This window comes from Bifidobacterium hapali (assembly GCF_002259755.1).
Taxonomy (GTDB): Bacteria; Actinomycetota; Actinomycetes; order Actinomycetales; family Bifidobacteriaceae; genus Bifidobacterium; species Bifidobacterium hapali.
The window spans coordinates 1-24514 of record NZ_MWWY01000047.1 but is presented as its reverse complement, the minus strand read 5'-3'; the positions used below and the strand labels follow the sequence as shown (position 1 = coordinate 24514).

Annotated in this window: 21 protein-coding genes and 1 pseudogene; 9 read left to right on the top strand and 13 right to left on the bottom strand. The window is 53.5% G+C overall.

The annotated features are described in order from the left end of the window. Positions 1-581: pseudogene (locus BHAP_RS10665) on the top strand (integrase catalytic domain-containing protein); the annotation flags it as partial. Between the two features lie 51 nt (positions 582-632). Here BHAP_RS10665 and BHAP_RS10660 read toward each other — a convergent pair. The 4 genes from BHAP_RS10660 to BHAP_RS10645 all read right to left on the bottom strand — a co-directional run bounded on the left by BHAP_RS10660 (position 633) and on the right by BHAP_RS10645 (position 4518). Continuing rightward, positions 633-1322 carry a sensor histidine kinase gene (locus tag BHAP_RS10660; protein WP_094730656.1) on the bottom strand — a complete coding sequence of 230 codons (690 nt, stop codon included), beginning with the start codon at positions 1320-1322 and terminating at the stop codon, positions 633-635. Between the two features lie 385 nt (positions 1323-1707). Continuing rightward, positions 1708-2583 (bottom strand): ABC transporter permease subunit, encoded by an 876-nt coding sequence (locus BHAP_RS10655; protein WP_094730655.1) that lies wholly within the window; start codon positions 2581-2583, stop codon positions 1708-1710. Continuing rightward, the gene (locus tag BHAP_RS10650) at positions 2580-3542 is read right to left on the bottom strand and encodes an ATP-binding cassette domain-containing protein (protein WP_094730654.1); all 963 of its coding nucleotides are present in this window, start codon (positions 3540-3542) and stop codon (positions 2580-2582) included. The genes BHAP_RS10655 and BHAP_RS10650 overlap by 4 nt, the downstream gene beginning before the upstream one ends. Before the next feature lie 211 nt (positions 3543-3753). After that, on the bottom strand, positions 3754-4518 hold the full coding sequence (locus BHAP_RS10645) for a response regulator transcription factor (protein WP_094730653.1): 765 nt from the start codon (positions 4516-4518) through the stop codon (positions 3754-3756). Between the two features lie 54 nt (positions 4519-4572). Here BHAP_RS10645 and purB point away from each other — a divergent pair, with 54 nt between their 5' ends. The 4 genes from purB to BHAP_RS10625 all read left to right on the top strand — a co-directional run bounded on the left by purB (position 4573) and on the right by BHAP_RS10625 (position 11272). Continuing rightward, complete coding sequence (purB, locus tag BHAP_RS10640) at positions 4573-6018, top strand: adenylosuccinate lyase (protein ID WP_094730652.1); 1446 nt, start codon at positions 4573-4575, stop codon at positions 6016-6018. Positions 6019-6247: 229 nt separating this feature from the next. Further along, the gene (locus BHAP_RS10635) at positions 6248-8692 is read left to right on the top strand and encodes a lysylphosphatidylglycerol synthase transmembrane domain-containing protein (protein ID WP_094730658.1); all 2445 of its coding nucleotides are present in this window, start codon (positions 6248-6250) and stop codon (positions 8690-8692) included. 77 nt (positions 8693-8769) lie between these two features. Next, the gene (locus tag BHAP_RS10630) at positions 8770-10350 is read left to right on the top strand and encodes an FIVAR domain-containing protein (RefSeq protein WP_094730651.1); all 1581 of its coding nucleotides are present in this window, start codon (positions 8770-8772) and stop codon (positions 10348-10350) included. 640 nt (positions 10351-10990) lie between these two features. After that, positions 10991-11272: an HU family DNA-binding protein gene (locus BHAP_RS10625; RefSeq protein WP_094730650.1), complete on the top strand. Its 282-nt coding sequence runs from the start codon at positions 10991-10993 to the stop codon at positions 11270-11272. A 117-nt stretch (positions 11273-11389) separates the two neighbouring features. Here BHAP_RS10625 and pafA read toward each other — a convergent pair whose 3' ends face one another. The 9 genes from pafA to BHAP_RS10580 form a co-directional block, all read right to left on the bottom strand. Then, on the bottom strand, positions 11390-12853 hold the full coding sequence (pafA, locus tag BHAP_RS10620) for a Pup--protein ligase (RefSeq protein WP_094730649.1): 1464 nt from the start codon (positions 12851-12853) through the stop codon (positions 11390-11392). After that, entirely contained in the window at positions 12853-13050 is a 198-nt protein-coding gene (locus BHAP_RS10615) for a ubiquitin-like protein Pup (RefSeq protein ID WP_094730648.1), read from the bottom strand. The genes pafA and BHAP_RS10615 overlap by 1 nt, the downstream gene beginning before the upstream one ends. A 35-nt stretch (positions 13051-13085) precedes the next feature. Continuing rightward, positions 13086-13913 carry an inositol monophosphatase family protein gene (locus BHAP_RS10610; protein ID WP_094730647.1) on the bottom strand — a complete coding sequence of 276 codons (828 nt, stop codon included), beginning with the start codon at positions 13911-13913 and terminating at the stop codon, positions 13086-13088. 127 nt (positions 13914-14040) lie between these two features. Then, positions 14041-15714 carry a depupylase/deamidase Dop gene (dop, locus tag BHAP_RS10605; RefSeq protein WP_094730646.1) on the bottom strand — a complete coding sequence of 558 codons (1674 nt, stop codon included), beginning with the start codon at positions 15712-15714 and terminating at the stop codon, positions 14041-14043. Between the two features lie 101 nt (positions 15715-15815). Beyond that, complete coding sequence (gene purK / locus BHAP_RS10600) at positions 15816-16985, bottom strand: 5-(carboxyamino)imidazole ribonucleotide synthase (protein WP_094730645.1); 1170 nt, start codon at positions 16983-16985, stop codon at positions 15816-15818. Beyond that, positions 16969-17466, bottom strand: a complete 498-nt coding sequence (purE, locus tag BHAP_RS10595; RefSeq protein ID WP_094730644.1) for a 5-(carboxyamino)imidazole ribonucleotide mutase — start codon at positions 17464-17466, stop codon at positions 16969-16971. The genes purK and purE overlap by 17 nt, the downstream gene beginning before the upstream one ends. 213 nt (positions 17467-17679) lie before the next feature. Continuing rightward, entirely contained in the window at positions 17680-19215 is a 1536-nt protein-coding gene (locus tag BHAP_RS10590) for an ABC transporter permease (RefSeq protein WP_094730643.1), read from the bottom strand. Continuing rightward, positions 19212-20513 carry a COG1361 family protein gene (locus BHAP_RS10585; RefSeq protein ID WP_094730642.1) on the bottom strand — a complete coding sequence of 434 codons (1302 nt, stop codon included), beginning with the start codon at positions 20511-20513 and terminating at the stop codon, positions 19212-19214. Before BHAP_RS10585 ends, BHAP_RS10590 begins: the two co-directional genes overlap by 4 nt. A gap of 87 nt (positions 20514-20600) precedes the next feature. Next, a complete protein-coding gene (locus tag BHAP_RS10580) occupies positions 20601-21290 on the bottom strand; it encodes an ABC transporter ATP-binding protein (protein ID WP_094730657.1) in 690 nt (229 codons plus the stop codon). Between the two features lie 303 nt (positions 21291-21593). Between BHAP_RS10580 and BHAP_RS10575 the strand changes: the two genes are divergently transcribed. From BHAP_RS10575 to BHAP_RS10565, 4 genes are all read left to right on the top strand, one after another. Further along, on the top strand, positions 21594-22181 hold the full coding sequence (locus tag BHAP_RS10575; RefSeq protein WP_094730641.1) for an IS607 family transposase: 588 nt from the start codon (positions 21594-21596) through the stop codon (positions 22179-22181). After that, complete coding sequence (locus BHAP_RS10570) at positions 22178-23638, top strand: RNA-guided endonuclease InsQ/TnpB family protein (RefSeq protein ID WP_094730640.1); 1461 nt, start codon at positions 22178-22180, stop codon at positions 23636-23638. Before BHAP_RS10575 ends, BHAP_RS10570 begins: the two co-directional genes overlap by 4 nt. 87 nt (positions 23639-23725) lie before the next feature. Continuing rightward, positions 23726-23896 carry a hypothetical protein gene (locus tag BHAP_RS11685; protein ID WP_158216477.1) on the top strand — a complete coding sequence of 57 codons (171 nt, stop codon included), beginning with the start codon at positions 23726-23728 and terminating at the stop codon, positions 23894-23896. A gap of 18 nt (positions 23897-23914) precedes the next feature. Continuing rightward, positions 23915-24514, top strand: a 600-nt coding sequence (locus tag BHAP_RS10565) for a transposase (protein ID WP_143248796.1), incomplete at its 3' end; no start/stop codon positions are given.

Sequence of the window (24514 nt, the reverse complement as noted above, 5' to 3'; positions counted from 1 at the left end):
GCATCAACCGGGACCTGATCGCGTGGCTGCACGAGCGCGACATCGAGCAGACCAGAAGCCGCCCGTACAGGAAGAACGACCAGGCCACCGTCGAGTCCAGGAACAACCACGTCGTGCGCCGCCACGCGTTCTACTACCGGTACACCGCCGACGAGCTCGACCTGCTCAACGAGCTGTGGGAACTGGTGCGTGTCAAGGCCAACCTGTTCACCCCGTCCAAGAAACCCATCGCGCGCGAAAGCACACGGGACGGACGCCCCCGCCGCGTCTACGACAGGCCGCGCACACCATGGGAGCGGCTCAAGGAGTTCGACGACCAAGATAGGGCCGCGGGCGGCCCCGGCTTCATCCCCGACGACAAGCGCGAGGAGATCGAACGCACGCTCGCGACCGTGAACCCCGCCGAACTCGTCCGCCGCATCCACGACATCCAAGACCGGCTCGAGGACATGGCCGCCCCGCGCACCGCGCGGCTGGCCAGACGCTCGGGCCCGGACATGGCATACTTGAACAAGACGCTCGCCCGGATCGCGGGCGTCGAACCGGAAGACAACGAAACCCCACCAGCCGATAAGGACTAGGATTTCGCGCTCACCCTAAGTGAGGCACCACTCCGGATTACGCGCTCACTTTCAAATGAGGCACCTCGCACCACTGCCATGTCGCAATGCGTTGGTGACGAGATTGTCAACGATACGCCGCAACGCAGTTGCGTCCGCTTGAAGCGTGAAACGCTCATCATCAAATATCACGCGTGGATGCCAGTCGCGTTCTTCAAACTCGGGATAATGGCCAACAAGTACTTCAGCGACAAGAGGCTGTACTGCGATCGGCTCAATAGTGAGTGTACGGTCAGGATCGTTCGCTCGCGCGTATGCGAACAGCTGATCAAGTAGCCCGCGCATATCATCCAACCGAGTCAGTGCAACGCGCAGATGACGTTCACGCTCATCCCGCTCAGATTGGGATTGCGCATCGGCAGCTTCTTCCTTCGCATCTTCATCTAGAGCAAGTTGAATATGACCTTGCGCACCCATGAGCGGTGTACGCACATCGTGTGCGAGAGCCGACAGGTCTCGTTGAAATTCCTGAGTACGCTGCATTGTTTCCATACGCTCGGCTTGAATCGCATCAAGTTGTTCATTAATTGCCAAAATCAACGTATGGTTTGCTTTTCCCGGCAAAGCGACTGCGAGCCGAGCATTACTATCCGCCGGACGCTCATGGAGGAATCGCGAAATGCGCTGCATTTCACGATCACACACGATTCTTGCAACCGCACAACCAACAATCAATCCCACAAGCAATCCCAGCAGCCACATACCCACATCCTACGTGTCGTAGTTGAGTTCGATAGATTATTCCTGTATGTTCCAGCGTGGACGCGTGGGGTGGTGGTATACGTATCCCGACACGCTCCAGACCGCTCGGCCAAGTCTTACGGTCGGGATACATATACCACCACCCCACGCTCTTCGTTATGCAAACGTTACGTTGTGTGGAACTCAACTAATATTCATTGATTACTTTATTTCAACGCAGCGCAAGGGCACCACTCAATCGAGCGTGTGGCTGGGATATGCTGTTCGCGACCGTATGACTTGGCCGAGCGGCCCGGAGCGTGTCGCGAACAGCATATCCCAGCCACACGCGGGGCACACACGATGTCCATCTCAACGTCAACGCTCACAGACACATCTCAGCATCTCAACACACGTCACGGCGACGCTCGATAAGCAGTGTCGCACCGACAGACAGAACAATCCAACCGGTGAAGCAGATCAACGCGTGCGCCCAGACCGGCATGCCAAGCGACATACCACCGACCGTCGTGGCGAACAGGCCGGTGCTGTCGGCATACAGATTCACATTATTCGAAGGTAGCCACGGCGTCAGTTGGCCAACCCACGGCATATACGCGGCGATCATCGACAGGATGATGTTTAGCAACGATCCTATAACACCCGCGCCAATGAGCACCGCGACAGCGATGCCGAACGCCTTGCTGCGCACGATCATCGTCAACGCGACGACGATCATCACGAACGTGGTCATGCCCAGCGTTCTCAGCCCGCAGAATGCCAGATAGGCGCCAAGGTTTTCCGCATGGCGGAACCGAACGCCAAGCGCCAGACACGTCAGCTCTAGCGAGGCAATCGCCACGACCATATTCCATACGGCCAGCAACGCCGACAGCAGTAATCGGTCAACGGCGTAAACCGCACGGCTGCGTCGACTAGCAAGCAGGTTCTTCACGAAACCGGCATCCCAATCATCCATCACAACGAGCACGGCTAGCACCGCAACGAACATGGCCAGCACGGAACCACCGCCCATCCCCGAGCTGGACAGCATCGCGGTATGCGAGTCCATCATGCGTGCGGACGCCGCCAATCCGGAAGATGTATTGGTCGTGACAGTGACGCCATCAGTATCGGTCTGTGAAGCTCCAGTGGCGGCACCAAGCAGCATCAATGTGGCGAGCAGGCCAGCCGTCAACAGGATAATCAACACAGTGACGACCCAGAATTTGCGGCCGTGAATAAGACGGTACAGGTCGGAACGCAACAGGTTAATCATCATCGGCCTCCTTCCGTACGAGCGTCATCCATGAGAGTGACGAAAAAGTCTTCCATGTCGTGCGATTTTGTGGACAGTTCAAGGACAGTCTGGTTCGTTTCATGCAGCAGTCGCGAGACTTCGGCCGCGTCGAACCCTCCAGAAACAGTGATCGAACCGTCGGGTTCGGCGGCGAAACGCACCGGGTCGGCAGGGTTTATATGCAACCGCTCCTCAAGGATCGCAAGCGCGGTCGCAGTGTCGGCGGTGCGCACGGTGAGACTGTCGCCGCATTCTGTCTGCACCTGCTCTGCAGTGAGTTCACGCACCATGCGTCCACGGGCGATTACCCCGTAATGGGTGCACATGCGTTCGAGTTGGTCGAGTACATGCGAGCTGACGACGATAGTGATACCGCGTTGCTGGTTGAGTTGCACGAGATAGTTGCGCATAGTGCGTGCAACTTCCGGGTCAAGTCCATTGAGCGGTTCGTCGAGCAGGAGCAAGTCAGGATTGCCGACGAGTGCGAGCGCAATACCGAGTCGTTGTTTCATGCCGAGAGAAAAGCCACTGACTGCTTTGCGTCCAGTATTGTCGAGTCCGACTTGTGCGAGCAGCTCATGGCAGACTGTCTTGGGATTGGCGACACCGATTGCGAGCGCTTGAGCCATAAGGTTGTCGAATGCGCTCATATGCGGCAGTAGTCCTGGATTTTCGATGAGTGCTCCGACTCGTTGTACTGTGAAGCTACTGACTGTGTGTTCACCGTTCGTTGCAGCATGGTCGCGGCGGTCGAACAGTGTGATTTCACCGTTGGTCGGTGTGACGAGTCCGGCGACCATTTTGAGAACGGTAGATTTGCCGGCACCATTTTTGCCGACGAATCCGTAGATCGCACCTTGTGGCACGCTCATGGTGAGATTGTCGACAGCGCGTTTGCTGCCGTACTGTTTCGATAGCGCCCGTATACGAATTGCATCCATGAGGATTCCTTTCTTTCCGTAGTAACGGATAGCTTTTCGTTGATGGCTTCTACAGTACGGAGCGCTTCTTGCGTAACGCTTTCGTAAGTCTCGCGTATTTCTTGCAAAAGTCTTGCGAAAGTGTGACGGTCGGGGAACACGCATCTTGCTTACGAAATCGCTGCGCTGATATAGGTCTGCTGTAGCCTGTTGTAGTTTGTTGTATGTTGGGTTATACGTTGAGTTTGAATCCAAGTCCCCAGACAGTGGTGATATAGGACTCGGTACCGGATGGTTTGAGTTTGGCGCGAATCTTACTCATGTGCGCGGTGACGGTATTATCGTCGACCGCGTACGGTTCGCCCCAGCACAGTTCGTATACTTGCTGTTTGGTGAAGACTGTATTGGGATGGCTCATCAATAGTTCGATGATATTGAATTCCGTATTGGTGAGCGTAACTGGCTGTTGGTCGATCATGAACGTGCGAGCAGCTTGATTGAGCGTCCAGCGGGCGGCTCTCAGCGTGGAATCGTCAGTTTCGTGCGCGGGTATCGCTGACGTAGATGACACAGTAGCCGTATCCGCACGTGCAGGCGTGATGTTCGCATGCGCGAATCTGCGACCGCGCAATTGTGCTGCAACGCGTACCACTAACTCATCCAAGTCGAACGGTTTTACCAGATAATCATCCGCGCCGAGTTTTAATACTGTTACTCGATCGGTAATCGTATCGCGTGCTGAAATCACGATAATCGGTATGCCGGCTCCGCGTTCGCGCAGTTCACTAATCAGTTGTTCACCACTGATGCCCGGTAGCATGAGATCCGTGATAATACAGTCATACGCACCCGCATTCTCGCTGCGGTCGAGTAATAGGCGTGCTTCCGATCCCGAGTATGCTGCGGTACAGTCGTAGCCGGCGCGGGTTAGCCGTGTGCATGCTACTTCGTTAATGTCCGCATCGTCTTCGATTACCAGTATTTTCGCTTCGCTCACAGTCCATTAGCTTACGACACTGCCCGGTTCACGGCTGGAAGTACCCTAGAATTCATGAAGCTTACTGATATCTCCCCCGCAATCGCATTGACTCCGCTTGACGGCCGTTATCACTCTGCTACGGCTCCTTTGGTTGAATATTTGAGCGAACCAGCTTTGAACCGCGAGCGTATGCGCGTCGAAGTTGAATGGATGATTCTTCTGGCCAACGGATTTGATGGCAACGGCAATCAACCAATCGTGGATGGTGTTCAGCTGTTCACTGAGGCTGAGCAGGCGTTCTTGCGCGCGATTCCTGAGAATTTTGGTGCTGAAGGCATCAAGCAGCATGCAGCTCATGAGGCTGTCACGCATCATGATGTGAAGGCCGTGGAATATTACATTGATGATCAGATCGATAAGGCTCCGGCCGAGCTCGGCGCCGATACGAATATTAACGATGCTCTGAAAACGCTCGTACATTTTGCCTGCACGTCTGAGGACATCAACAACCTGTCGATTGCCCGTTGTGTGAAGAACGCGATGAATAACGTCTGGGAACCAGCATTCCGCGAGATCATCGATCATCTCGCTGCGAAGGCTGACGAATATCGCAACATGCCGCTGCTTTCTCTGACGCATGGTCAGCCGGCTACGCCGACTACGCTTGGTAAGGAACTTGCGGTCTATGTGTATCGTCTCAACCGTCAGCTCAAGCACATCGAAAATCAGGAATATCTAGGCAAGATCAACGGTGCGACGGGTACGTTTGGCGCACATCTGGCTGCTTGCCCGAATGTTGATTGGATTGCGGTGTCGCGTGAGTTTGTCACGAACCGTATGGGCTTGACGTGGAATCCGCTCACTACGCAGATTGAAAGCCATGATTGGCAGGCTGAACTGTACGGTACGGTTGCGCATGCGAATCGTATTATGCATAACCTGTGCGTGGATGTGTGGATGTATATTTCGCGTGGCGTGTTCGCTCAGGTGCCAGTTAAGGGTGCGACCGGATCGTCAACAATGCCGCACAAGGTCAATCCGATTCGGTTCGAGAATGCGGAAGCGAATTTCGAATTGTCCTGCTCGCTGCTTGACACGTTGTCTGCCACGTTGGTGGAGTCGCGTTGGCAGCGTGATCTGACTGATTCGACCACGCAGCGCAATATCGGTTCGGCACTCGGGTACTCGCTGCTCGCGTTGCATAACCTTATGGGTGGTTTGACTTCCATTCATCCGAATGAGCATGTAATCAACCGTGAGCTTGACGAGAACTGGGAAGTGCTTGGTGAGCCGATTCAAACTGCTATGCGCGCCTGTGAGCTGCGTGGCTTGCCGGGTATGGATAAGCCGTATGAGAAGGTTAAGGAACTCATGCGCGGTCATACGATTGATCAGGCACAGGTTGAAGCGTTTATTGATCAGCAGTCGTTTGATCCTGAAACTGCGGCACGACTCAAGGCGCTCACGCCGGCCACGTATGTTGGAGCTGCAAGTCAATTGGTTGATTTTGACCGTTGATAACCGTTGAAAACCGTTGATATAGTAACTCTTCACTGATGATAGTGGCTCTCGCAGAATATGTGAGAGCCACTATCCATATGAACCACAGGGTTCACCTGTTCTAGACCGCACCAATTAAGCGTGAAAGGTTCTCATGACCGATCAGCAGCATGCACATGATTCCGCAGGCCAGACCTCTATCTCGCCGGCAGAATCATTGGTTAGCCATAATACGCAGTCGTCGAATATGCAGCAAACATCATTAGCAATGGACCCGACAAACACTGCTGTTATTGACGATATACCACCGAAACGTATCCATGATGTTGGCGATCTCTTACGTGCCGCTGCAGCCGTCATACTTGCCGTGGTGGCGATGTTGTCGGCAATGTATTTACGCGGCATTACCAGTGGCGTAGAGACAGATGCGCATACTGCTGGGAAAGCACTTAACTGGATGGTTGATTTACCAGTGTCAATGCTGCAACAGCTCGCTATTGTTGCGATTGTTGTTATGGTATTGGGCCAGTTGTTGATCAGCCGAGAATGGGTGCAATCTGCCGTGTCTATTCTCGCTATGTTTGGCGGATTTGCAGCAGCGTGGGGCATATCGATTATCGTGTCGTCGGTTGGTGACGCAACACTGATTGCTGCGCTGAGTTCGCCGAATAATCAGATCGGCGCTTCACTGCTGCCGGGATTTTACGCTGGCTCGTCTGCGCTACTGACTGCCGCAGGCCCGAGACGTACGCGTTCAACAGTCAAATGGGGCTGGAATATTCAGTACACGGTTGCCGCACTGCTAGTGCTCTTGTCGGTTAATTCAGTGGCAGGTATGCTTGTCTCATTCGCAGCAGGCCGTTTGATTGGCATGCTGCTGCGGTTTGCAATCGGCACGAAAAATCAAGGAGCGTGGGGTGTCCAGTTAGTGCAAGCATTGGCTGGCATTGACATACATGCTGCGTCTTTAATTCGACGTCCAGATCTGCCCGGTAACGGTCACGGTACGTTGCACGAAATACTCGATGATGATCTGGTTGAAGGTTCTCGCGTTTACGATGTTGAGGATGATCGCGGTCGTCATTTTGTAGTGTCTGCATTGGATGCTCAAGTGCGTGCTGCTGGCTATCTCAAACAGTTGTGGCAGTGGATTCGCTTCACGGGCGTTTCCATGCGCCGTGATCGTTCTCCGCGCGAGGCGACGCAACATCACATGGCGATGATTCTTGGGTTGAAAAACGCAGGGTTACCTACGCCGCACGTGTACGGTGTAGCGGATACTGGAGAAACGTCGATTCTCGTATTGCAAGGCACTGATGTTATGCATGAGTGCAATCGCAACACGCTTACCGACGACGATAGTATTGCGTTGATGCGGTTCCTGTCGGTTGCAAACCGACGCGGCTACACGCATCGGCGTATTACGCCAAACACGTTGGCTCGTCTAGAATCTGGCACTCCTATTATTGCCGGTTGGCAGAATGGCGATGATGCAAGTAGCGCCGCAAATGTTGCGCTTGATCAAGTGCAGTTACTCACGTTGATCGCAGTTTTGGTAGGTATTGATCGTGCGGTAGCAGCTGGACGTGCCGTGTGGGGGGATGCGACGATGATCGCGCTCGCTCCGTTTGTACAGAAAGCGGCGATTCCTTCTGACACACGTATGCTAGAAGGCTGGAGTAAGCAGACGTTGTCTGATCTGCGTGCAGCATTGCGCAATCTTGCTCCGCAAGATGTTGCTGAAATGATGGAACCGGTGAAGTTGTCTCGTTTTAGCGTGCGCTCGTTTATTGGTACGGCATTATTGGTTGTTGCTGTAGCGGTTGTGTTTACTCAGTTGAAGCCTAACGAGGTTATTGCTGCCGTGCGCAATGCAAATCCTGAGATGGCTGTGCTGTGTCTGGTATTTGAATTGCTGGCGATTATCGGTTCGTCTATTGAGCTTGGCGCGTTTATTGATCGCGATCGGCGGCGTCCGTTTGGTATTTTTATGTCGCAGGTTGCGCAAGGTTTTGCGGTCGTTTCTATGCCTGCAGGTGTTGGCCCAGCGTTTGTAAACCTACAGTTTTTGCGCAAAAACGGCTATCGTAACACTGCTGCCACGGCGATTATGAGTGCTGTGATGGCTGTGTATTATGGTGGTACCGTACTGATGCTGGTTGCAATTGGCTTGTTCACTGGCTCTCATGCGTTGAACAGGATGATTCCGACGAATACATTGGTTACGATAATTGGCATTGTGCTCATGGCGTTAGCTATTGCCATGATGATTCCGCCAGTACGTCATCTTGCAGCGAATAAATTGTTACCGTTAGCGAAATCGTATGCGCAGCAACTGGTTGATATATTGACGAATCCGCGTCAACTGACGTTGAGCATACTCGGCATGCTACTGCTGAACGCGGCTACTGGGTTGGAATTTTGGGCTGCATTGCTTGCGTTTGGGCAGATGACGAATCCGATTGAAACGATGTTTATTTTCCTGCTTGCTAACGCGATTGGTTCTGCTGTGCCGACGCCTGGCGGCTTGGGCGGTGTGGAAGCTGCATTGACATTCTCGTTTGGTGCGGCAGGCGTGCCGGCAGGCGTTGCCCTGTCAGCCACACTTCTGTATCGTGCGCTATTCTACTGGCTTCGTATTCCGTTGGGCGCGTTGGCGATGCGTTGGCTTGATCGACGCAATCTCATTTAGCCAAGTCTGCGGGGGGGGTAGCGTTTGAGTGGAGCGAGACTATATGGTCTCGTGTAAGCCCAACGAAGGAAGAAACTATGAAGCGAATGGGGAAGATCGCGGCGGCATTGATCGCTGCATGCACCTTGTTCAGCGGTGCCAGCGTGGCAGTTGCCGATCAAGCTGCGCCGTCCACCAACACCGATCAGCAGGCGACACCCACTGCAACTAGCCAAGACGTGCCCGGCGATGCGTCCGTCAGCAATGTCAAAGTGTCCGATATTGGAGCGCATACAGCAAACGTATCATTCAACTGGAGCCTTGGCACTATTCCAGTTGACGCCGTCAAGAATGTATGCTTCATGGCATACGTGTCTCGAATCACAGACGTCACAAGAATTAAAGACTTTGGCAACAATGCTTGGGGTCTTGGCTGGGATTTTGATCCGCAATGTGAAGGCGGTACTGCGGATGATCAGCTTACCCAAGCTGACTATAACAATATCTATGGGTTCAAGAATAACCAAGATATGTTAACTGATGATAATGGCGTGGTGTATGCGAAAGCCTCATATCAGTCTTTCACACGTTACAACAACGATTCGTGGAACGGCAAGACCAGTGGCACGTTCAACCTGCCAGTTATTGGTCTTGAACCCGAGACAACATACGGAACGAACCGCGAATATCCTGCCTATACTGACGGAGCAGTGGACGAGCTTGCTCGTCACTTGCCGCTTGGAGTTCGTACGCCGGTAGACGATCGTCAGTTCTACGTAGGACTAGTCATATACCTTAAGGATGGTTACACTTTCCTCGGTTATTTTGATCATGTTAATTTTGCCAGCAACATGAGCGAAGTTACTGATTTGACGACGACTGCTGAGCCTGCGTCGAAGCCGACTGCTCCGGATTTGACCGAGCAGAATAAGGGTAGTGTGACTGTTCCTGATGGCACGGTGAAGGCTGGTAGTGTTGCGCGTATTTACGTGAACAAGCTCGCTCAAGAATGCGCGGCCAAAGTTGATGCGGGTGAGGATTGCTTCTGGTATTCATACATTTACAGTGACCCAGTGCGTTTGACCGGTCCTGACGGTTCCCCGTTTGTGACGATCAAGAAGGACAAGGACGGCAAGTACTACTTCGATGCGTTCATTCCGGCTAACTATTCTGGTGTGCATAAGATTGCGTTGCAGGATGAGAAGGGCAATATTCAGGGTTGGACTGATGTGACCGTCGGTGAGCAAACCCCAACCCCGGCTCCTGCTGACAAGACTGCGTTGAATAAGGCGATTACTGCTGCTGACAAGCTCGTGAAGACGGATTACACGGAAGCATCATGGACGCTGTTTGCGAAGGCACTTGAAGCAGCGAAGACGGTTGCCGGTAAGGCTGATGCGAAACAGGCTGAGGTCGATGCCGCAGCTAAAGCGCTTGTGAACACTCAGACTGCGTTGAAGAAGGCCGAGAAGACGCCAAGCAAGGACGAGCATGAGGCTGATACTGACACAACGAAGCCTGACACAGATAAGAAGCCGGAACAGAACCCCGCAAAGACCGATACGAAGAAGCAAACACTACCTAAGAGTGGTGCCAGCATCATCGCAGTCATCGCAGTAATGGCTGCACTCGCCACTACTGCTGGTGCTGCTTGTGTTGTTCGCCGTCGCCGCGCGTAATACGCGTGCTAAGCGAATAACCTTCTAAGGGGGTGAGCATCCACCAGATACTCACCCCCTTTCCATATGTAATCGCAGCACCCTTGCTAGGACAGCACCGTTAAACGAACAGCAGCGCTGTTTGTAGGTGCGCCGACAGGCGAGCCAACAAACTACGCGCGTAGCACGCCCATAATTGCAGAAGCGACTACAGGTGTTGGAAGACCCTAACTGAGCAGTATTGCGACACTATCATTGACTTACGGCCGCCTACGGGGCTCTGGAAGGCCGTAACTCAACATTAAATTGGCGATAGTGCTCAGTTACGGCCGCCTACAGGGCTCTAGGAGGCCGTAACTCAACAGGAGACTGACGATAGTGCTCAGTTACGGCCGTCTGATCTCGGCTCCCCTTGTCAAGATTGGTTTGCTCGGCTCGGGGTCGGCTCCCTCGCGATAACTAAGCGTTATAGGTTCGAATATCGATACAATATATTGTCCATGATGGCATCGTGTGCCCATAGTGTGCCGTTTTCAGGATAAATTCATGCGAAAACCCTTGAAAAATGCGGTATTTGGCGCGATCGTGCGCTATTATTCAGTATGAACGTGTGGAAGGCTCGACCTAGTAGAGCTTTCCCCTGACTCAAGAAGGATGCTTTATGGCATACAACAAGTCTGATCTCGTCTCGAAGATCGCCCAGAAGTCCAACCTGACCAAGGCTCAGGCCGAGGCTGCTGTCAACGCTTTCCAGGACGTGTTCGTCGAGGCCATGCAGTCCGGCGAAGGCCTGAAGCTGACCGGCCTGTTCTCCGCTGAGCGCGTGAAGCGTGCCGCTCGCACCGGCCGCAACCCGCGTACTGGTGAAACCATCGAAATCCCGGCGACCTACGGCGTGCGTATCTCCGCTGGCTCCCTGCTGAAGAAGGCTGTCACCGAGTGAATTCCCGCGTAACCGTTGCCATTGAGTAGTGTTGGTAACGATAGACGAGAACGATGAGGCCCCGACCACAGACGGTCGGGGCCTCATCGTATATCAACTGGTCTATTCGTGGTGCCCTCAAACCAAGGCATCCATAATCCGTTTGACATCAGGCGTTGGCTCAACTTGGAATGGGTCAAGAATTACCGCTTCGCCATGTTCTGGACTGGATAATGTCAATCGAGTCCAGTCGCAGGAAAAGCGAGCGCCTGCAGCCAATGCGGCAGCAACAAATCGGCCACGTAACACGGCACGCGTATCAGCAGGCGGCTCTGCTAACGCATGTTGGGCAGCAGTATCATCGAACAATTGCAATATCGCGCCCCGACGCTGTAGCGCACCATATACTGAGCCGTTCGCAATGTCATGATAATCCATGTCAAGCTGTTCGAGCCGCGCTCGTGAAACAGCACTACCCTGCCGTGCGCGAAGTGCGTCAAAAAGTCGCTGTTTCGCCACCCAGTCCACACGGTCAGCAAGCTCATGGACACGACCCGATGCTAATACGTCTAATACGTGGCGCCATTGCGCAAGCACATGGTCAGCTGTATCGTTCGGTATTGCTTCATTCATCGCATTCGCATGTGCTTGCACAAACTGTTCCACGATACGTAAGTATCCGCGTTGAATATCCAACGCAGTCATTTGACGACCGTCAGCCAGTTGCAATCGTGCTTGTTGGCACGTCACATCGCGGCTCAGCGCACGGTTCGCATCCCCCGGTTCAGCCAACGTGAACTCGTCAAATCCACTCGGCTTGCCAACTCGTGCGGACTCTTCAATCACGCACAGTACAAGATGCGTAACTGCTAATTTCATCCACGTAGCCCACTGTGAGCGGTTAGAATCGCCAATAATCACATGCAATCGACGAAACTCTTCGGGATCAGCATGCGGTTCGTCACGCGTGTTCACCATCGGCCGCGAACGCGTAGTTGCAGACGATACTGCTTCATCGAGAAAATCAGCACGCTGTGTAATCTCAAACCCCGTATCGGTGACGCGACCGGCACCAGTATAGAGTTGCCGTGTTATGAGAAACGGCAGTAACTCGTGTTCAACCTGCTCTAACGAGACAAAACGACGCACGAGATAATTTTCGTGGCAGCCAAACGAGTGGCCGGCTGAATCGGCGTTGTTCTTGAACACATGCACGCATGCATGCTCACCGTATCCGTGGTCGCGCAACTGCTGTTGCGCTTGCATGGCAAGCCGGCGCATAACCAGTTCGCCAGCCATGTCCTGTTTCAGCGCGTCAAGTGGGTCGCGTGCTTCAGCAGTCGCATATTCTGGATGCGAACCAACGTCAAGATATAACCGTGACCCGTTGGTCAGATACGTGTTCGTGGATCGAGATCGTGACACGATCGGCTGGAACATCATCATCGCAACTTGACCGGCGTCTACCGGTCGTTCGTTGCCGGTTACTGCTACACCATACTCGGTTTCGATGCCGAAAATTCTTGCGAAACCACTAAACTGCGCCGACAGCGGCAACGATATACTCGATCCACTGTTGCCGCTGTCACGCAACTGCGGCATCACTCGCCGCCTTTTTGCACGAAACTGTTCACGTACTCTTCCGCATTGGTTTCGAGCACTGACTCGATATCATCCAATACCGAATCAAGCACGTCGCCGGTTTGACGAGCCTGAGTAGCATCCGCGTGCAACGTCTCTTCGTGCTGTTCTTGCTCGACATGCTGTTCAGCGTTTGCCTGTACAAATTCTTGAGGCATTATCTTTCCTCTCGTATCACTTGACAATCAGCCAATTACAGCAGATAGGGTCGCAATTCGTCAATAATCAGACCATTCGACGCGACAATATCATTACCGCGACGCCAATGGACTTGACCACCCTTCCACGTTCGTAACTTGGCTTGCGCCTCCCAGCATACGACTGCGCCAGCTGACACGGCAGGAACATCCCACTTATGCAGATGCGGTTCAAAATATGCATCATATGTGCCGTCAGCCACCTTGCATAAATCCAATGAAGCCGGGCCGACACGCTTAATATCAGCTGGTTGGCCAGCGATGGCGCTCACTACTGCCAGTGCGCGCTTCGATTCGGCTGGCACATACGACATACCATAGCTAACCACTGAATTTTCAAGATGTTCAGTCGTTGACGGCATAATCTTTTCACGTTTATCGCCAACCGGAGTTTTGCGCATACGAATCGCACCTTGACCGCGCGCAGCCAAATACGTCAAACCCAAACCCGGAGCGTGTACGACACCGAGGATCGGCTGTGCGGAAAGCTCCTCGTTGAATTCAAACAAGGAAACTGTAATAGCCCATTCGGGCATGTTGCGCGTGTAGTTGATAATGCCGTCAATATTGCCCACGCACCAGTAGCGCTCCCCTGGGTGGCATTCTTCTGGGCGATTCTGCCATAGTCCGTTGAAGTTTTCCACGTACGAGATTCGGTTGGTAATAAACCGCACTAAACGATCATCAACGTCAAGTGTAGACGGCTTATCTTCAGCTAAATGCAAGCCTTTGAGATCGCGTGGATTCATCTGATCACCTAATGCGTGGCGACCTGCGTCTTGCGCGATACGTGCTACTTCCAAAGCAAGTTCTCTCAGTTCCATGTGTCTCCTCATCGTCTACCGTTGTATTATCATGCGCATGTTGCGGCTCGTTACTCGCTTGCGAACCGCGTTGTTGCCGTTTTCTGTATGTTCTTATGCGAAAAATGTTCAGCTCTTATGTTCGATGTTATCTGGAAGTGGCGATGATCTCAGAAAGTCTCGACAGTGTTTCGGCTGCATTTGAGCATTCGTCCACAATCTGTTCGCATGTTGTTCGATTCCACTGAACTGGTTCGGACATATCCAGTGTAATGAGGTCAGATTGACGGATGCGTGGACGACTGGCATTGCCGTAGAAGTCAATGTCGTCCACGGCCTCGGGATGTGCGCGAACGGTCAAGTGCGACCATGATGCGGCTACAACCTGCTGCGGATAGCGTTGCACGATCACAGCGCGTAGCCATGCACGCGTGTCTTCGGGGGCGTGTTGCGTTGCGCGAACGATATCATCTTGCGTATTGACTTGTTCAGTATGCGATCGTAATTTCTCGAATACTGATGTTGCTGGATCGAGTGCTGCCCAGCTGAGGTCTACCGCTTTGAGTTTTTGATCATCCCAATATGCCGACGTATCGGACTGCACAACCGTAGGATGCAAGCGACGGCGTAGTTTTTCAAGTAGTTGCCATTTGAAGAACCATTCAATGCGGCTTGCCTCGCTACTCATGGTCAGACGTTGATCGTCGTTTGCGTGGCGTATTGCACCGGTGTCAGCGAGCGCCTGTCCCCACATAGCCATGATGGAACGCGTTGATTTATCTGGCCACACTGGTTCGCCACTGGTATCGGTGCCGTAGATCATCGCTGCAACCGCATACACGGCCGCACGTAGCGTGACTTGCATTTGCCATGCCGTTGTCGTGCCATTGCTATCGTTGGCAAGCGCCAATGGTTGCGCAAGTGTCAGATCGTGAGAAACCGTGTGCATAGCGTCGACGGGATCAGCGAGTTCGAGTTGATCGAGCAATTCGCCAAGGTCAAAGCCAGCTTCATCGGCATGTTCAGTAAGCCACAGCAGTATGGAGGTAACGCCAAGTTTGAGTGTTTGTGGTACGTCCATACGATTCGCATCACCGACGATCACATGCAATCGACGGTACGTGTCGGTACTGTGTGATTCATCGCGTGTGTTGATAATTGGTCGGTCGAATGTGGTTTGCAAGCCGATTTTCATGTGAATATAGTCGGCACGTTGACTGAGCTGATAGCCGGGTTGCTCACTGTGTTCTCCGAGTCCAACGCGACCGGAACCGGTGTAAATCTGTCGGGAGATGAAATGCACAGTCATGAGCCGTGCAACTGTCTCGAATGGGACTGCGCGCAGCATCATGTAGTTTTCATGTGTACCCCAACTTGCGCCTTTACCGTCTACATTATTACGGTGCAGTGCGATCGGGTATCCTGTGCGCGTGCTTGCGCGGCGAGCCGCTTCATGCATGATGAGGTCGCCAGCGTGATCGTATCGGACTGCTTCAAATGGGTCTGTAGTTTCCGGCGCGGAATACTCAGGATGCGCATGATCGACATACACACGGCCACCGTTGGGAGCGATGACGTTGACGATATTGAGTTGCGGCTCATCAGTGAGCATGTCAGGTCTAGCTGCGGCACGTTCGAGACGAGTGCCGCGCGCATCGTTGACGGGGTCTTCTTGACGGTAATCCCAGCGAATGTGAGCATTGTGATCAGTAGCGGCGGCACCAACCACATCGAATGAGAGCTGAACTGGATTCGCATGACCCCCATCCGTGCGGGAGACTGCGTATTCGGTTTCTGTGCCCATTACTCGTTTGACGCTCATCGCTGATATTCCCTTTGCTTTGGTTCTGTTAAACCAGAATTGACATTGATCCCTTCCTTGGCTCCCCTTGCCAGGGGAGCCTCAGCATTCATTACCGTCTGCTACTTGAGATCGTCCCAGCAACCGGTGGCTTCGAGTGCAGCCACAGTGGCGGCGGTATCGTCGGTAAGCACTGTAATGTGACCCATTTTGCGGTTGTGCCGTACCTGTGCTTTGCCATAGTCGTGCACATTCCATTCGGGATGTTGGGCGATGAGTGCACGCGTAGGCGCGACATGCTGGCCGAGCACGTTGACCATAACGGCTGGGCTGAGCAATTTCGGCTGGATAAGCGGCCAGCCGGCAATACCGCGAATATGCGCATCAAACTGGTCGATTGAGCACGCTTCAATCGTGTAATGGCCCGAGTTGTGCGGACGCGGTGCAAGCTCGTTGACGATCACGCGATTGTCTTTGGTGATGAATAGCTCGATGGCAAGCGTACCAGCGAGTTCAAAGCCTTTTGCGAGCCGCAATGCGAGCTCGTGCGCTTCGCGAGCAATGTCAGGAGTGACTTCGGCTGGTGCGATAGTCATGTGCAGAATATTGTTGCGATGATCGTTACGCACAATCGGGAACGTGACATACTGTTCTCCGTTGCCGGAAACGAGTATGCTCGCCTCGAACGCGAAGTCCACGAATCCTTCGAGAATGCTCGGCGGGAAGCCACCGCCACGATCGCCACGTGCGCGAATCTTCTCAAGATCAGCATCGTTGCGCAGCACATGCTGGCCGTGACCGTCGTACCCGCCGGAACGTGTCTTCAACACGCACGGATAGTGTAGTTCGTCAATAGCCGCATCGAGTTCTTCAAAATTGTTCACTTCACGCCACGGCGCGGTCGGCGTACCATGCGCGTTAATAAACGTCTTTTCATGCACACGGTCCTGCGTGACACGCAATAAATCAGTGCCTTGCGGAGCTGCAACAAGATGACGCACCTCATCGATCGACTCAGCATCCACGTTCTCGAACTCGTATGTGAGTACGTCAGACTTTTCCGCCAAATCATGGATAGCGGTCTTGTCGTCATACTCGCCAACAACCTGAAAATCAGCCACTTGTGCAGTCGGGCAGTCTGGCGTCGGGTCAAGCACGCCAATGCGGAAACCCATATATTTAGCAGAAAGCGCCATCATACGACCGAGCTGACCGCCACCGATGATGCCGATCGTTGCGCCCGGCTGGAGCATTTTCACAGCTCCATGTGTTTCCTCAGACAAGCTGGGCATTAGATTCAGCCACCTTTTCCTTCAATCCGTCACGATAGTCCTGCAAAGCCTGAGCGAGACGCTCGTCGTTCGTTGAGAGAATCTGCACCGCGAGCAGTCCAGCATTGGTCGCGCCCGAGTTGCCGACAGCCGTGGTAGCGACGGGAATACCGCCCGGCATTTGCACGATCGACAGCAGTGAATCCCATCCAGAAAGCGCATGCGAGCGCACCGGCACACCGATCACTGGCAGTGTAGTCTGCGCTGCGACCATGCCCGGCAGATGAGCTGCACCACCGGCACCGGCGATAATAACTTTGAAACCGTTAGCGCGCGCGTTGTGAGCAAACTCGCCCATAAGTTCAGGCGTGCGATGCGCGGAGATGACCTGCTTGTGATAGGGAACGGCGAACTGGTCGAGAATGTCACATGCGTGTTTCATGGTCTCCCAGTCGCTGGCTGATCCCATGATGACCGCTACTTCGGGCTTGCTGTCTGCCATACGAACCTCCGAAACAGGTTGGCTTGAATACCATTCCACTCTACGCAAAGAGGCAGTCAACACCATTTACGCGTGGCGGTTTTTGCTCGCTGAGCCTGCGTCAGCGAGCAAAAACCGCCACGCGGGTGCCACACACAGCGGGGCGCTCACCGTGGGGTCACTGCTGGGCCGCCGCAGGGTCAGGGCCGGCCGCAACCACGCTCTCACAGTCGGTCATTGGTCGTTTTTAATCGCGTCGAGCGCGGGGATGCGCACGGCCTTGTTTGCCGGTTGGAATCCAGAGATCAGGCCGATCAGCGTGGAGAACAGGATCGCGAACACGAACAGCCACCACGGGATCACGGAAATACGCGTCACGTTCTCACCGCCGACAATTGCCTGCCATACAGTTTCGCCGCTTGGCCCGCCGAGCGATACCACATTGATCACTAGCGATATCGCCGCGCTGACCAAGCATCCGATCAGACCACCGAACAGGCCAATGAACCCCGCCTCGCCGAGGAACATGATGCGGATGTCGCGCACATAACAGCCGAGTGCCTTCATAATACCGATCTCGCGCGTGCGTTCGCTGACCGACATGACCATCGTATTGGTGATGCCGATGGCCGCGACCAGTAGGGACACTGCACCGATACCGCCGAGCGCGAGTTGGATGCCGCGCGACTGCTCCTCCATTTGCTTGCGGATCTCCTCGTACGACGACGTCGAGAAGCCCATGTCCTTGATCTGCTGTTCGACGTCAGCCACCTGTTTGATGTCGGCGACTTTGACAAGTGCCTGTTCGTAGGTGGTGGTTTTAGCTGCGGATTTGTCGGCCTTAGCGATCATGGCCTTGAGCTGGGCGATGTCCATGAGGATGCCGGTCGAGGTCGCGGAGCCTTTATTCCAGGATTGCTTGAGCAGACCGGTTGCTTTGAGTTCGAACGTGTTGCCGGAGCCGTTCGCACCACGCACCCCACTGCCAGAGCCGCTACCCGAACCACTACCTGAGATGCCAGAGATGCCGGAATCGTTAGCGGAATCACCCAATGCGCCAACGAAACCCGACATACCGACAGAGCCGCCCGACGCATTGTCACCGGTCTGGATGGTGAGCGTGATCTTGGTAGTCAACGGGTCGAAGAACGGCTTGGCGTCGTCCCCAAGTTGGTCGGCGGGCACCTGTTCGCAGTCGTTAACATCGCACACCATGTACGTGCCGTCGCCCATGTCTTGCGGCTGGGAGCGCATATTGGAGCTTTCGGGACGGAATTTGTCGGCGAACTGGTAGGCGAAATACTGTCCGGCGAGCACTTCGCCGTCGCGGGTCGGCGCCGTGCCGACGGTGAGCTGGTAGCCCATGTTCTCGAGCTGGGTCATGTCGATGGCTTGAATGTCGCCGTAGGAGGCGACGTACCGGCCGTTATCGGCAGTCATGGTGACCGAATAGCTGAGCGACATCTGCGCGGTGGCTCCGGTCACGCCGGCGATCTGTTTGAACGATTCGATTGCCTTGTCGTCGAGCTTGCCGTCCGTCGAGGTCGATGGATCGGTATCGTAACTGTTCTGCCGGTACACGCTGATGATGGTCAGGTCGCCCATCTGCTTGAGTGACTGTTCGTTGATCTCGTTAATGCCTTCGCCGAGCGAGACCATCATCACGATCGAGCAGCAGCCAACGATCACGCCGAGCACGGTCAGGATCGTGCGTGACTTGCGTCGCCACAGGTTCTGGCGGCACAGGTGCAGGATGTCAGACAGTCTCATGCGCGGTCCTCGCCGGAACTCGCGGCGTTGCCAGCCATATCGACGGCCGGCACATCAACCGTATCGCTCGACGATTCGCCGATCTTGCCGGCCGCGCTGTTCGCACTAGTCCAGTCGTCCCATTCCTCGTCGATGTCCGTCTGCTTTGCTTTCTTCCTGCGGCGACGTACCAGCGTCACCGTCACGGCAACCGCGGCAAGGACCACCACCGCGATCACGGCCCACACCCAGCCGGCGATTCCCTGATAGTTGTCGTCGGGCACGACCGGGTCGTCGGCCGGTATTACGGGTTCGGCGTCGGTGGCCGTGATTGTGACCGGGAACTCCTTGGTCTGTGTTTTGCCATCCGGATCTTCGTAGGTGACACGAAGTTTCGCATTAATCTCACCTACAGTCGTCGGCGTAAATGCGAAACCGATCGACCCGGTTGCGCCGGATGCTACATTGCCCACGTATTGCTTGGTATTCGTTGCTTCGATACCCTCGCCCTCGATACTGGCTTCAACATTGGAAATGTCACTTTTGCCTTTGTTGACATAGTTCATGCTGATCGTGGTTTCAGTACCGACCGTTGCTTCATCAGGCGGGACCGGATCGTTGAGTTCAAAACGGTCAGGCTGTGAAATCGGTACGGAAATCTTAATATCGGACGAGTTTGAGCTGCGCGCACCACCATCCACATACTCGTATTTAAAGCTCACGGTAATGCCTTGCGCCCCCGACTGCGCCCCGGTAACAGCTTGCATGGGCAGACTCTGCGTCATCGCATACCCGGCCGCGAGACGATCGAAATAAAACGTATTCGTGCCGCCCGCGATTGCGAAACTTTCGCCACCATCTACAGTGACGACCATATTATCGACCGCAACTTTGCCCATATTCTGGAACGTGAACGATAGGTTGAAATTACCTCCAGCTGCAATCGTATTGCCGCCATAGTCGAAATTTGTGATGATAATATTCGGTACCGGGCCAGCAACCTGCTGGTTCACTCCCTCGCTGTCAGTGGTGTTCGTATTCGTACTGTCTACAGTTTGGTGGACACGGCCGGACGACGTGTTCGACGAGTCATCATCGGTGTCATCTTGGTTGATCGCGTCGTCTTTGAGTACGTTGTTAGAGTTGTCTTCGCTACTGTTTGCACTGTCTGCGGTTACCGTAGACGTCGCAGATTCGTGCGTATCTGTTCCTGCCATTGCGAACGCAGTCGGAGTCGCGCAAGCCAACAATAGTATCGGCGTAGCAATCATCGATGCATATCGACCGATTATGTGATGTTTCTTCTCTCGTATAGTCATGGCAGTCCTTTCTCTTTTCTGTATGATTCTTGTGATGCTCGCAGTAATCGTTGCGATTGTGGATTGCATGAAGCTGGCTTTGTTACGTCAGGTCAAATGGTCATCGATGATGTGTCCGTCGAGCAATGTGACGATACGATCGGCATACTGTGCCATATTGTCGTCGTGCGTTACCAGCACGATTGTTTGATTGAAATCGCGCGCGAACGAAACGATCATTTCCATTACGTCGACTTTTGTTTTTGAGTCGAGATTACCGGTCGGTTCGTCGGCGAACACCACCTGCGGATGTGCAACAAACGCGCGCGCAATACCAACACGTTGCTGCTGTCCACCAGACATTTGCGTCGGATAGTGGGTCATACGTTTGCCGAGACCGACACGTTTGAGGATGCCTTTGGCAATCTTCTCCCGCCGCTCTTTCGGCATGCCACGGAACATGAGCGGCATCGCCACGTTCTCGATCGCGTTGAGATTCGGCAGCAGATTATATGACTGGAATACGAAACCGAGATGCCGCTGACGAAACGCAGCCAGCTCACGTTCATCGAGATTGGATACCACCACGCCACCGATACGTACGCCACCGCGAGTCGGTTTCTCCATGCCAGCAAGCTGATTGAGCAACGTTGACTTACCCGAACCAGACTCACCGTAAATGCAACAGATCTGGCCTCGCGGAATCGTTAAGTTAATACGGTCGAGTGCAACCACTGTTTCGTCCACGACCGGATATTCTTTACGTAAGTTTCTCACTTCGATCATCGGTCTGATGATCGGTGATGCGCCAGCTGGCTTATGCGAGTTTGATATTCCTGACTCGAATGGATGCTCGCTGATTGTAGGCGTATGAGACTGCCCTGTTTCTCTTACTGGTATCGTCATTGACGCATCCCTTCTTGATCGCACCGACTCAAGCGTGTGACTCCTATCCTCTCATAGCAGTCTGGCGTACGGCAATAATCAGCAGCAATCCTTCTGAGGAATGATTCGGCGTGTGTTGAACTGTCCAATACTAGGGGGTATTTAACTGTTGTGTCAATTGTTTGTTTTTAATTGTGTTTATGTTATAATGATAGTATGCGTGTTCGTGAATGGGCTTCTCGTGAAGGGTTAAATATTCAAACGGTATGGAAATGGTGTCGAGAGAATACGATGCCAGTACCGTTTGAATACACGCCAACTGGGTCGATTATGATTCATGATCCTAAATATGAACACGATACGCGAACTCTCCAAACGGAGAATACTCATACGGTTTGTTACGCTCGTGTCTCATCAGCTGATCAGAAAACTGATCTGCAACGTCAAACAGACCGGTTGAAAGCGTTCGCAATCAACATGGGTGTTACTAATCCTCAAATCGTTCAAGAAATCGGATCAGGGATGAATGGGAGTCGGCGTAAACTCAATCGTATTCTTGCTGATCCAACCGTAACAACAATTATCGTGGAACATCGTGACCGGTTCGCTCGAATGAACATGGAGCTTGTAGAAAGTAGTTTACAAGCACAAGATCGTCGTATTATTGTCGTGGATGATCACGAGCTAGATGATGATCTTGTTCGTGACATGACTGAAGTGTTAACCTTGTTTTGTGCTCGCTTGTATGGGCGACGTTCCGCCTCACATAAAGCGCAACTCATGTTGAAAGCCGCAGAATCATGAGTGGTGAAAACAAGAAACGTCGTTACCATACTCCACCGGGGCGAATGTTAAAAGGTATTCAAGTCCGGTTAGATCCAACACCACGGCAAATGGGGTTGCTCGCATCTCATGCTGGAGCCGCCCGATTCGTATACAACATGGCGTATTCGCATATTATCAGCCAACTGCACGGGCTAGTGCGAGTAAACGGTGATGGTAAAGCTGATTGGAGTATGCCCGCATTACGACGCTGGTGGAATGAGTGGAAGCATGAGCTTGCTCCTTGGTGGGCGGAAAACAGTAAAGAAGCATACACTTCTGGACTGCAAGCATTATCTGACGCGTTCTCTAATTATTTCAAATCCCGTAACGGACAGCGTAAAGGTGAACGTGTCGGATGGCCTCGCCGTAAAACGAAGCATCATAGTATTCCAAAGTTCACGTATACGACCGGCTCGTTTGGTTTGATTGATGGTGACATGTGTGCGCTACGACTCCCGCGTATAGGACGTGTGCACTGTTTTGAAAATTTGCATAAACTGGTTCAACCAGCGGATAAGATTCTTGCTTTATCGGTTCGACAAAAACATGGTAAATGGTATGCGACACTTCGCGTGGAAACAGATCAGCCGAAACCAGTCTCTACCCTGCATGGTTCTATTGGTATTGATTTGAATTGTGGAGATAACATTCTCACCACGTCAGACGGTCTAGTAGTAGCGAATCCGAAATACTATCAGAAGACAGCACGTAAACTAGCACGAGCACAACATTGTCTCGCACGTAAAAAACCGGGTAGTAAACGTCGCGAACGTCAAGTACGTAAAGTGAGTCGCTTACAAGAGAAGATCGCTTGTCAACGATCGAATCTTCGCCACAAGATCACTCACATGTTAGCAACCACATATAAGCACATTGGTATTGAAGATTTGAACGTGAAAGGCATGACTCGTCGTCCCCAGCCAAAGGAGAATCCTGACAATCCTAATCATTATTTGCCGAATAATGCGAAAGCAAAAAGCGGGTTAAACAAGTCAATTCTTGATGTTGGTTTCGGCGAAATTCGACGTCAACTCGAATACAAATGTCATACCAGTGGTGCGATACTTCATGTGATCGATCGTTGGTATCCGAGCAGTAAAACATGTTCCGGTTGTGGCATGGTGAAAACCAAACTATCCCTCAACCAGCGAACATTTATCTGCGACTCATGCGGTCTAATCCTACCTAGGGATTTGAACGCTGCGATTAACATTAACCACATCGGAAGTACTCCGATGCTAAACGCGCGCGGAGAGACACACGAAACAGGTTCATTAACACCCGTTAGTGAACCTGTGCCTTCGAAACACCCGACTGTCTATCGGGAAGGAAACGCGTACCGTGCAACCAGAATACGGTGTAAGACACGGAGTCACCCGTCGAAAAATAAAACGCCGGGTGTGCTAGTTAGTTCACAACAAAAACAAACAAACTAGCAACGGTAGAGTCGAGGCATGCGTTGATGCAGCATGTACCCGTGAACGGTCAAGGGTTCAACCTGATCAAGGAAGAAAGGTAACAACATGTCCGCCAAAACTAACACGATGATGATCGCCGCAACCGTAGCAGCGGCGACACTGGCAGCACCGCAAGTCGCATTAGCTGACGATGCGAACGCAACACCGAATAATCCAACTACCAATACTGCACAAACTGATACGAGACGGGGGTGGTGCTGTTTTCTTGGACTGTGATCCAAGGAGGAAACGGCCATGGCGAGGTACAGCAAGGAGCAGCGTCGGCGTGCGGTTGAGTTGTATGTGCGGTACGAGTGCTGCGCTGCGGATGTGATCCGCGAGCTGGGTTATCCCAGTCGGGAAGCGTTGCGCATGTGGCACCATGACTGGCTCGAGGAGCAGAGGACTGGGGTGCCGTCGAGTCGTGGGGAGCGGTATGCGCGCTACACGGCGGAGCAGAAGCGGGCGGCAGTGGATCATTATCTGACGCACGGGCGGCGGGCGAGCCGTACAATCCGCCGGTTGGGGTATCCGAGCAAGACGCTGCTGGCCGCGTGGATCGACGAGCTCGCGCCGGGCGAACGTCGTCTGTGCCATGGGCCCATACCCGAGGAGCTCAAGCGTGAGGCCGTGCTCCGGGTCGCGTCCGGCGAGATGAGGTCGCGTCAGGCGGCGGAAGAACTGGGCGTGGATTCATCAGTCGTGAGAAACTGGAAGCGGCAATTGCTCGGCGAGACGAAAGGGGCCGCGGTGGCGAAGGACGAACCGGAACGCGAGGATGCCGCTCCACAGACGGATCCGGATGCGCTGCGTGGCGAGATCGCCGCGCTGAACGCCGATCTGAAGCGATTGCGC

Excerpts from the sequence above, each read along its gene's own strand:
- BHAP_RS10660 (WP_094730656.1), bottom strand. The coding sequence starts at position 1,322 with ATGTGGCTGCTGGGATTGCTTGTGGGATTGATTGTTGGTTGTGCGGTT.
- BHAP_RS10655 (WP_094730655.1), bottom strand. The coding sequence starts at position 2,583 with ATGATGATTAACCTGTTGCGTTCCGACCTGTACCGTCTTATTCACGGC.
- BHAP_RS10650 (WP_094730654.1), bottom strand. The coding sequence starts at position 3,542 with ATGGATGCAATTCGTATACGGGCGCTATCGAAACAGTACGGCAGCAAA.
- purB (WP_094730652.1), top strand. The coding sequence starts at position 4,573 with ATGAAGCTTACTGATATCTCCCCCGCAATCGCATTGACTCCGCTTGAC.
- BHAP_RS10635 (WP_094730658.1), top strand. The coding sequence starts at position 6,248 with ATGCAGCAAACATCATTAGCAATGGACCCGACAAACACTGCTGTTATT.
- BHAP_RS10630 (WP_094730651.1), top strand. The coding sequence starts at position 8,770 with ATGAAGCGAATGGGGAAGATCGCGGCGGCATTGATCGCTGCATGCACC.
- BHAP_RS10625 (WP_094730650.1), top strand. The coding sequence starts at position 10,991 with ATGGCATACAACAAGTCTGATCTCGTCTCGAAGATCGCCCAGAAGTCC.
- pafA (WP_094730649.1), bottom strand. The coding sequence starts at position 12,853 with ATGCCGCAGTTGCGTGACAGCGGCAACAGTGGATCGAGTATATCGTTG.
- BHAP_RS10615 (WP_094730648.1), bottom strand. The coding sequence starts at position 13,050 with ATGCCTCAAGAATTTGTACAGGCAAACGCTGAACAGCATGTCGAGCAA.
- BHAP_RS10610 (WP_094730647.1), bottom strand. The coding sequence starts at position 13,913 with ATGGAACTGAGAGAACTTGCTTTGGAAGTAGCACGTATCGCGCAAGAC.
- dop (WP_094730646.1), bottom strand. The coding sequence starts at position 15,714 with ATGAGCGTCAAACGAGTAATGGGCACAGAAACCGAATACGCAGTCTCC.
- purK (WP_094730645.1), bottom strand. The coding sequence starts at position 16,985 with ATGCCCAGCTTGTCTGAGGAAACACATGGAGCTGTGAAAATGCTCCAG.
- purE (WP_094730644.1), bottom strand. The coding sequence starts at position 17,466 with ATGGCAGACAGCAAGCCCGAAGTAGCGGTCATCATGGGATCAGCCAGC.
- BHAP_RS10590 (WP_094730643.1), bottom strand. The coding sequence starts at position 19,215 with ATGAGACTGTCTGACATCCTGCACCTGTGCCGCCAGAACCTGTGGCGA.
- BHAP_RS10585 (WP_094730642.1), bottom strand. The coding sequence starts at position 20,513 with ATGACTATACGAGAGAAGAAACATCACATAATCGGTCGATATGCATCG.
- BHAP_RS10575 (WP_094730641.1), top strand. The coding sequence starts at position 21,594 with ATGCGTGTTCGTGAATGGGCTTCTCGTGAAGGGTTAAATATTCAAACG.
- BHAP_RS10570 (WP_094730640.1), top strand. The coding sequence starts at position 22,178 with ATGAGTGGTGAAAACAAGAAACGTCGTTACCATACTCCACCGGGGCGA.
- BHAP_RS11685 (WP_158216477.1), top strand. The coding sequence starts at position 23,726 with ATGTCCGCCAAAACTAACACGATGATGATCGCCGCAACCGTAGCAGCG.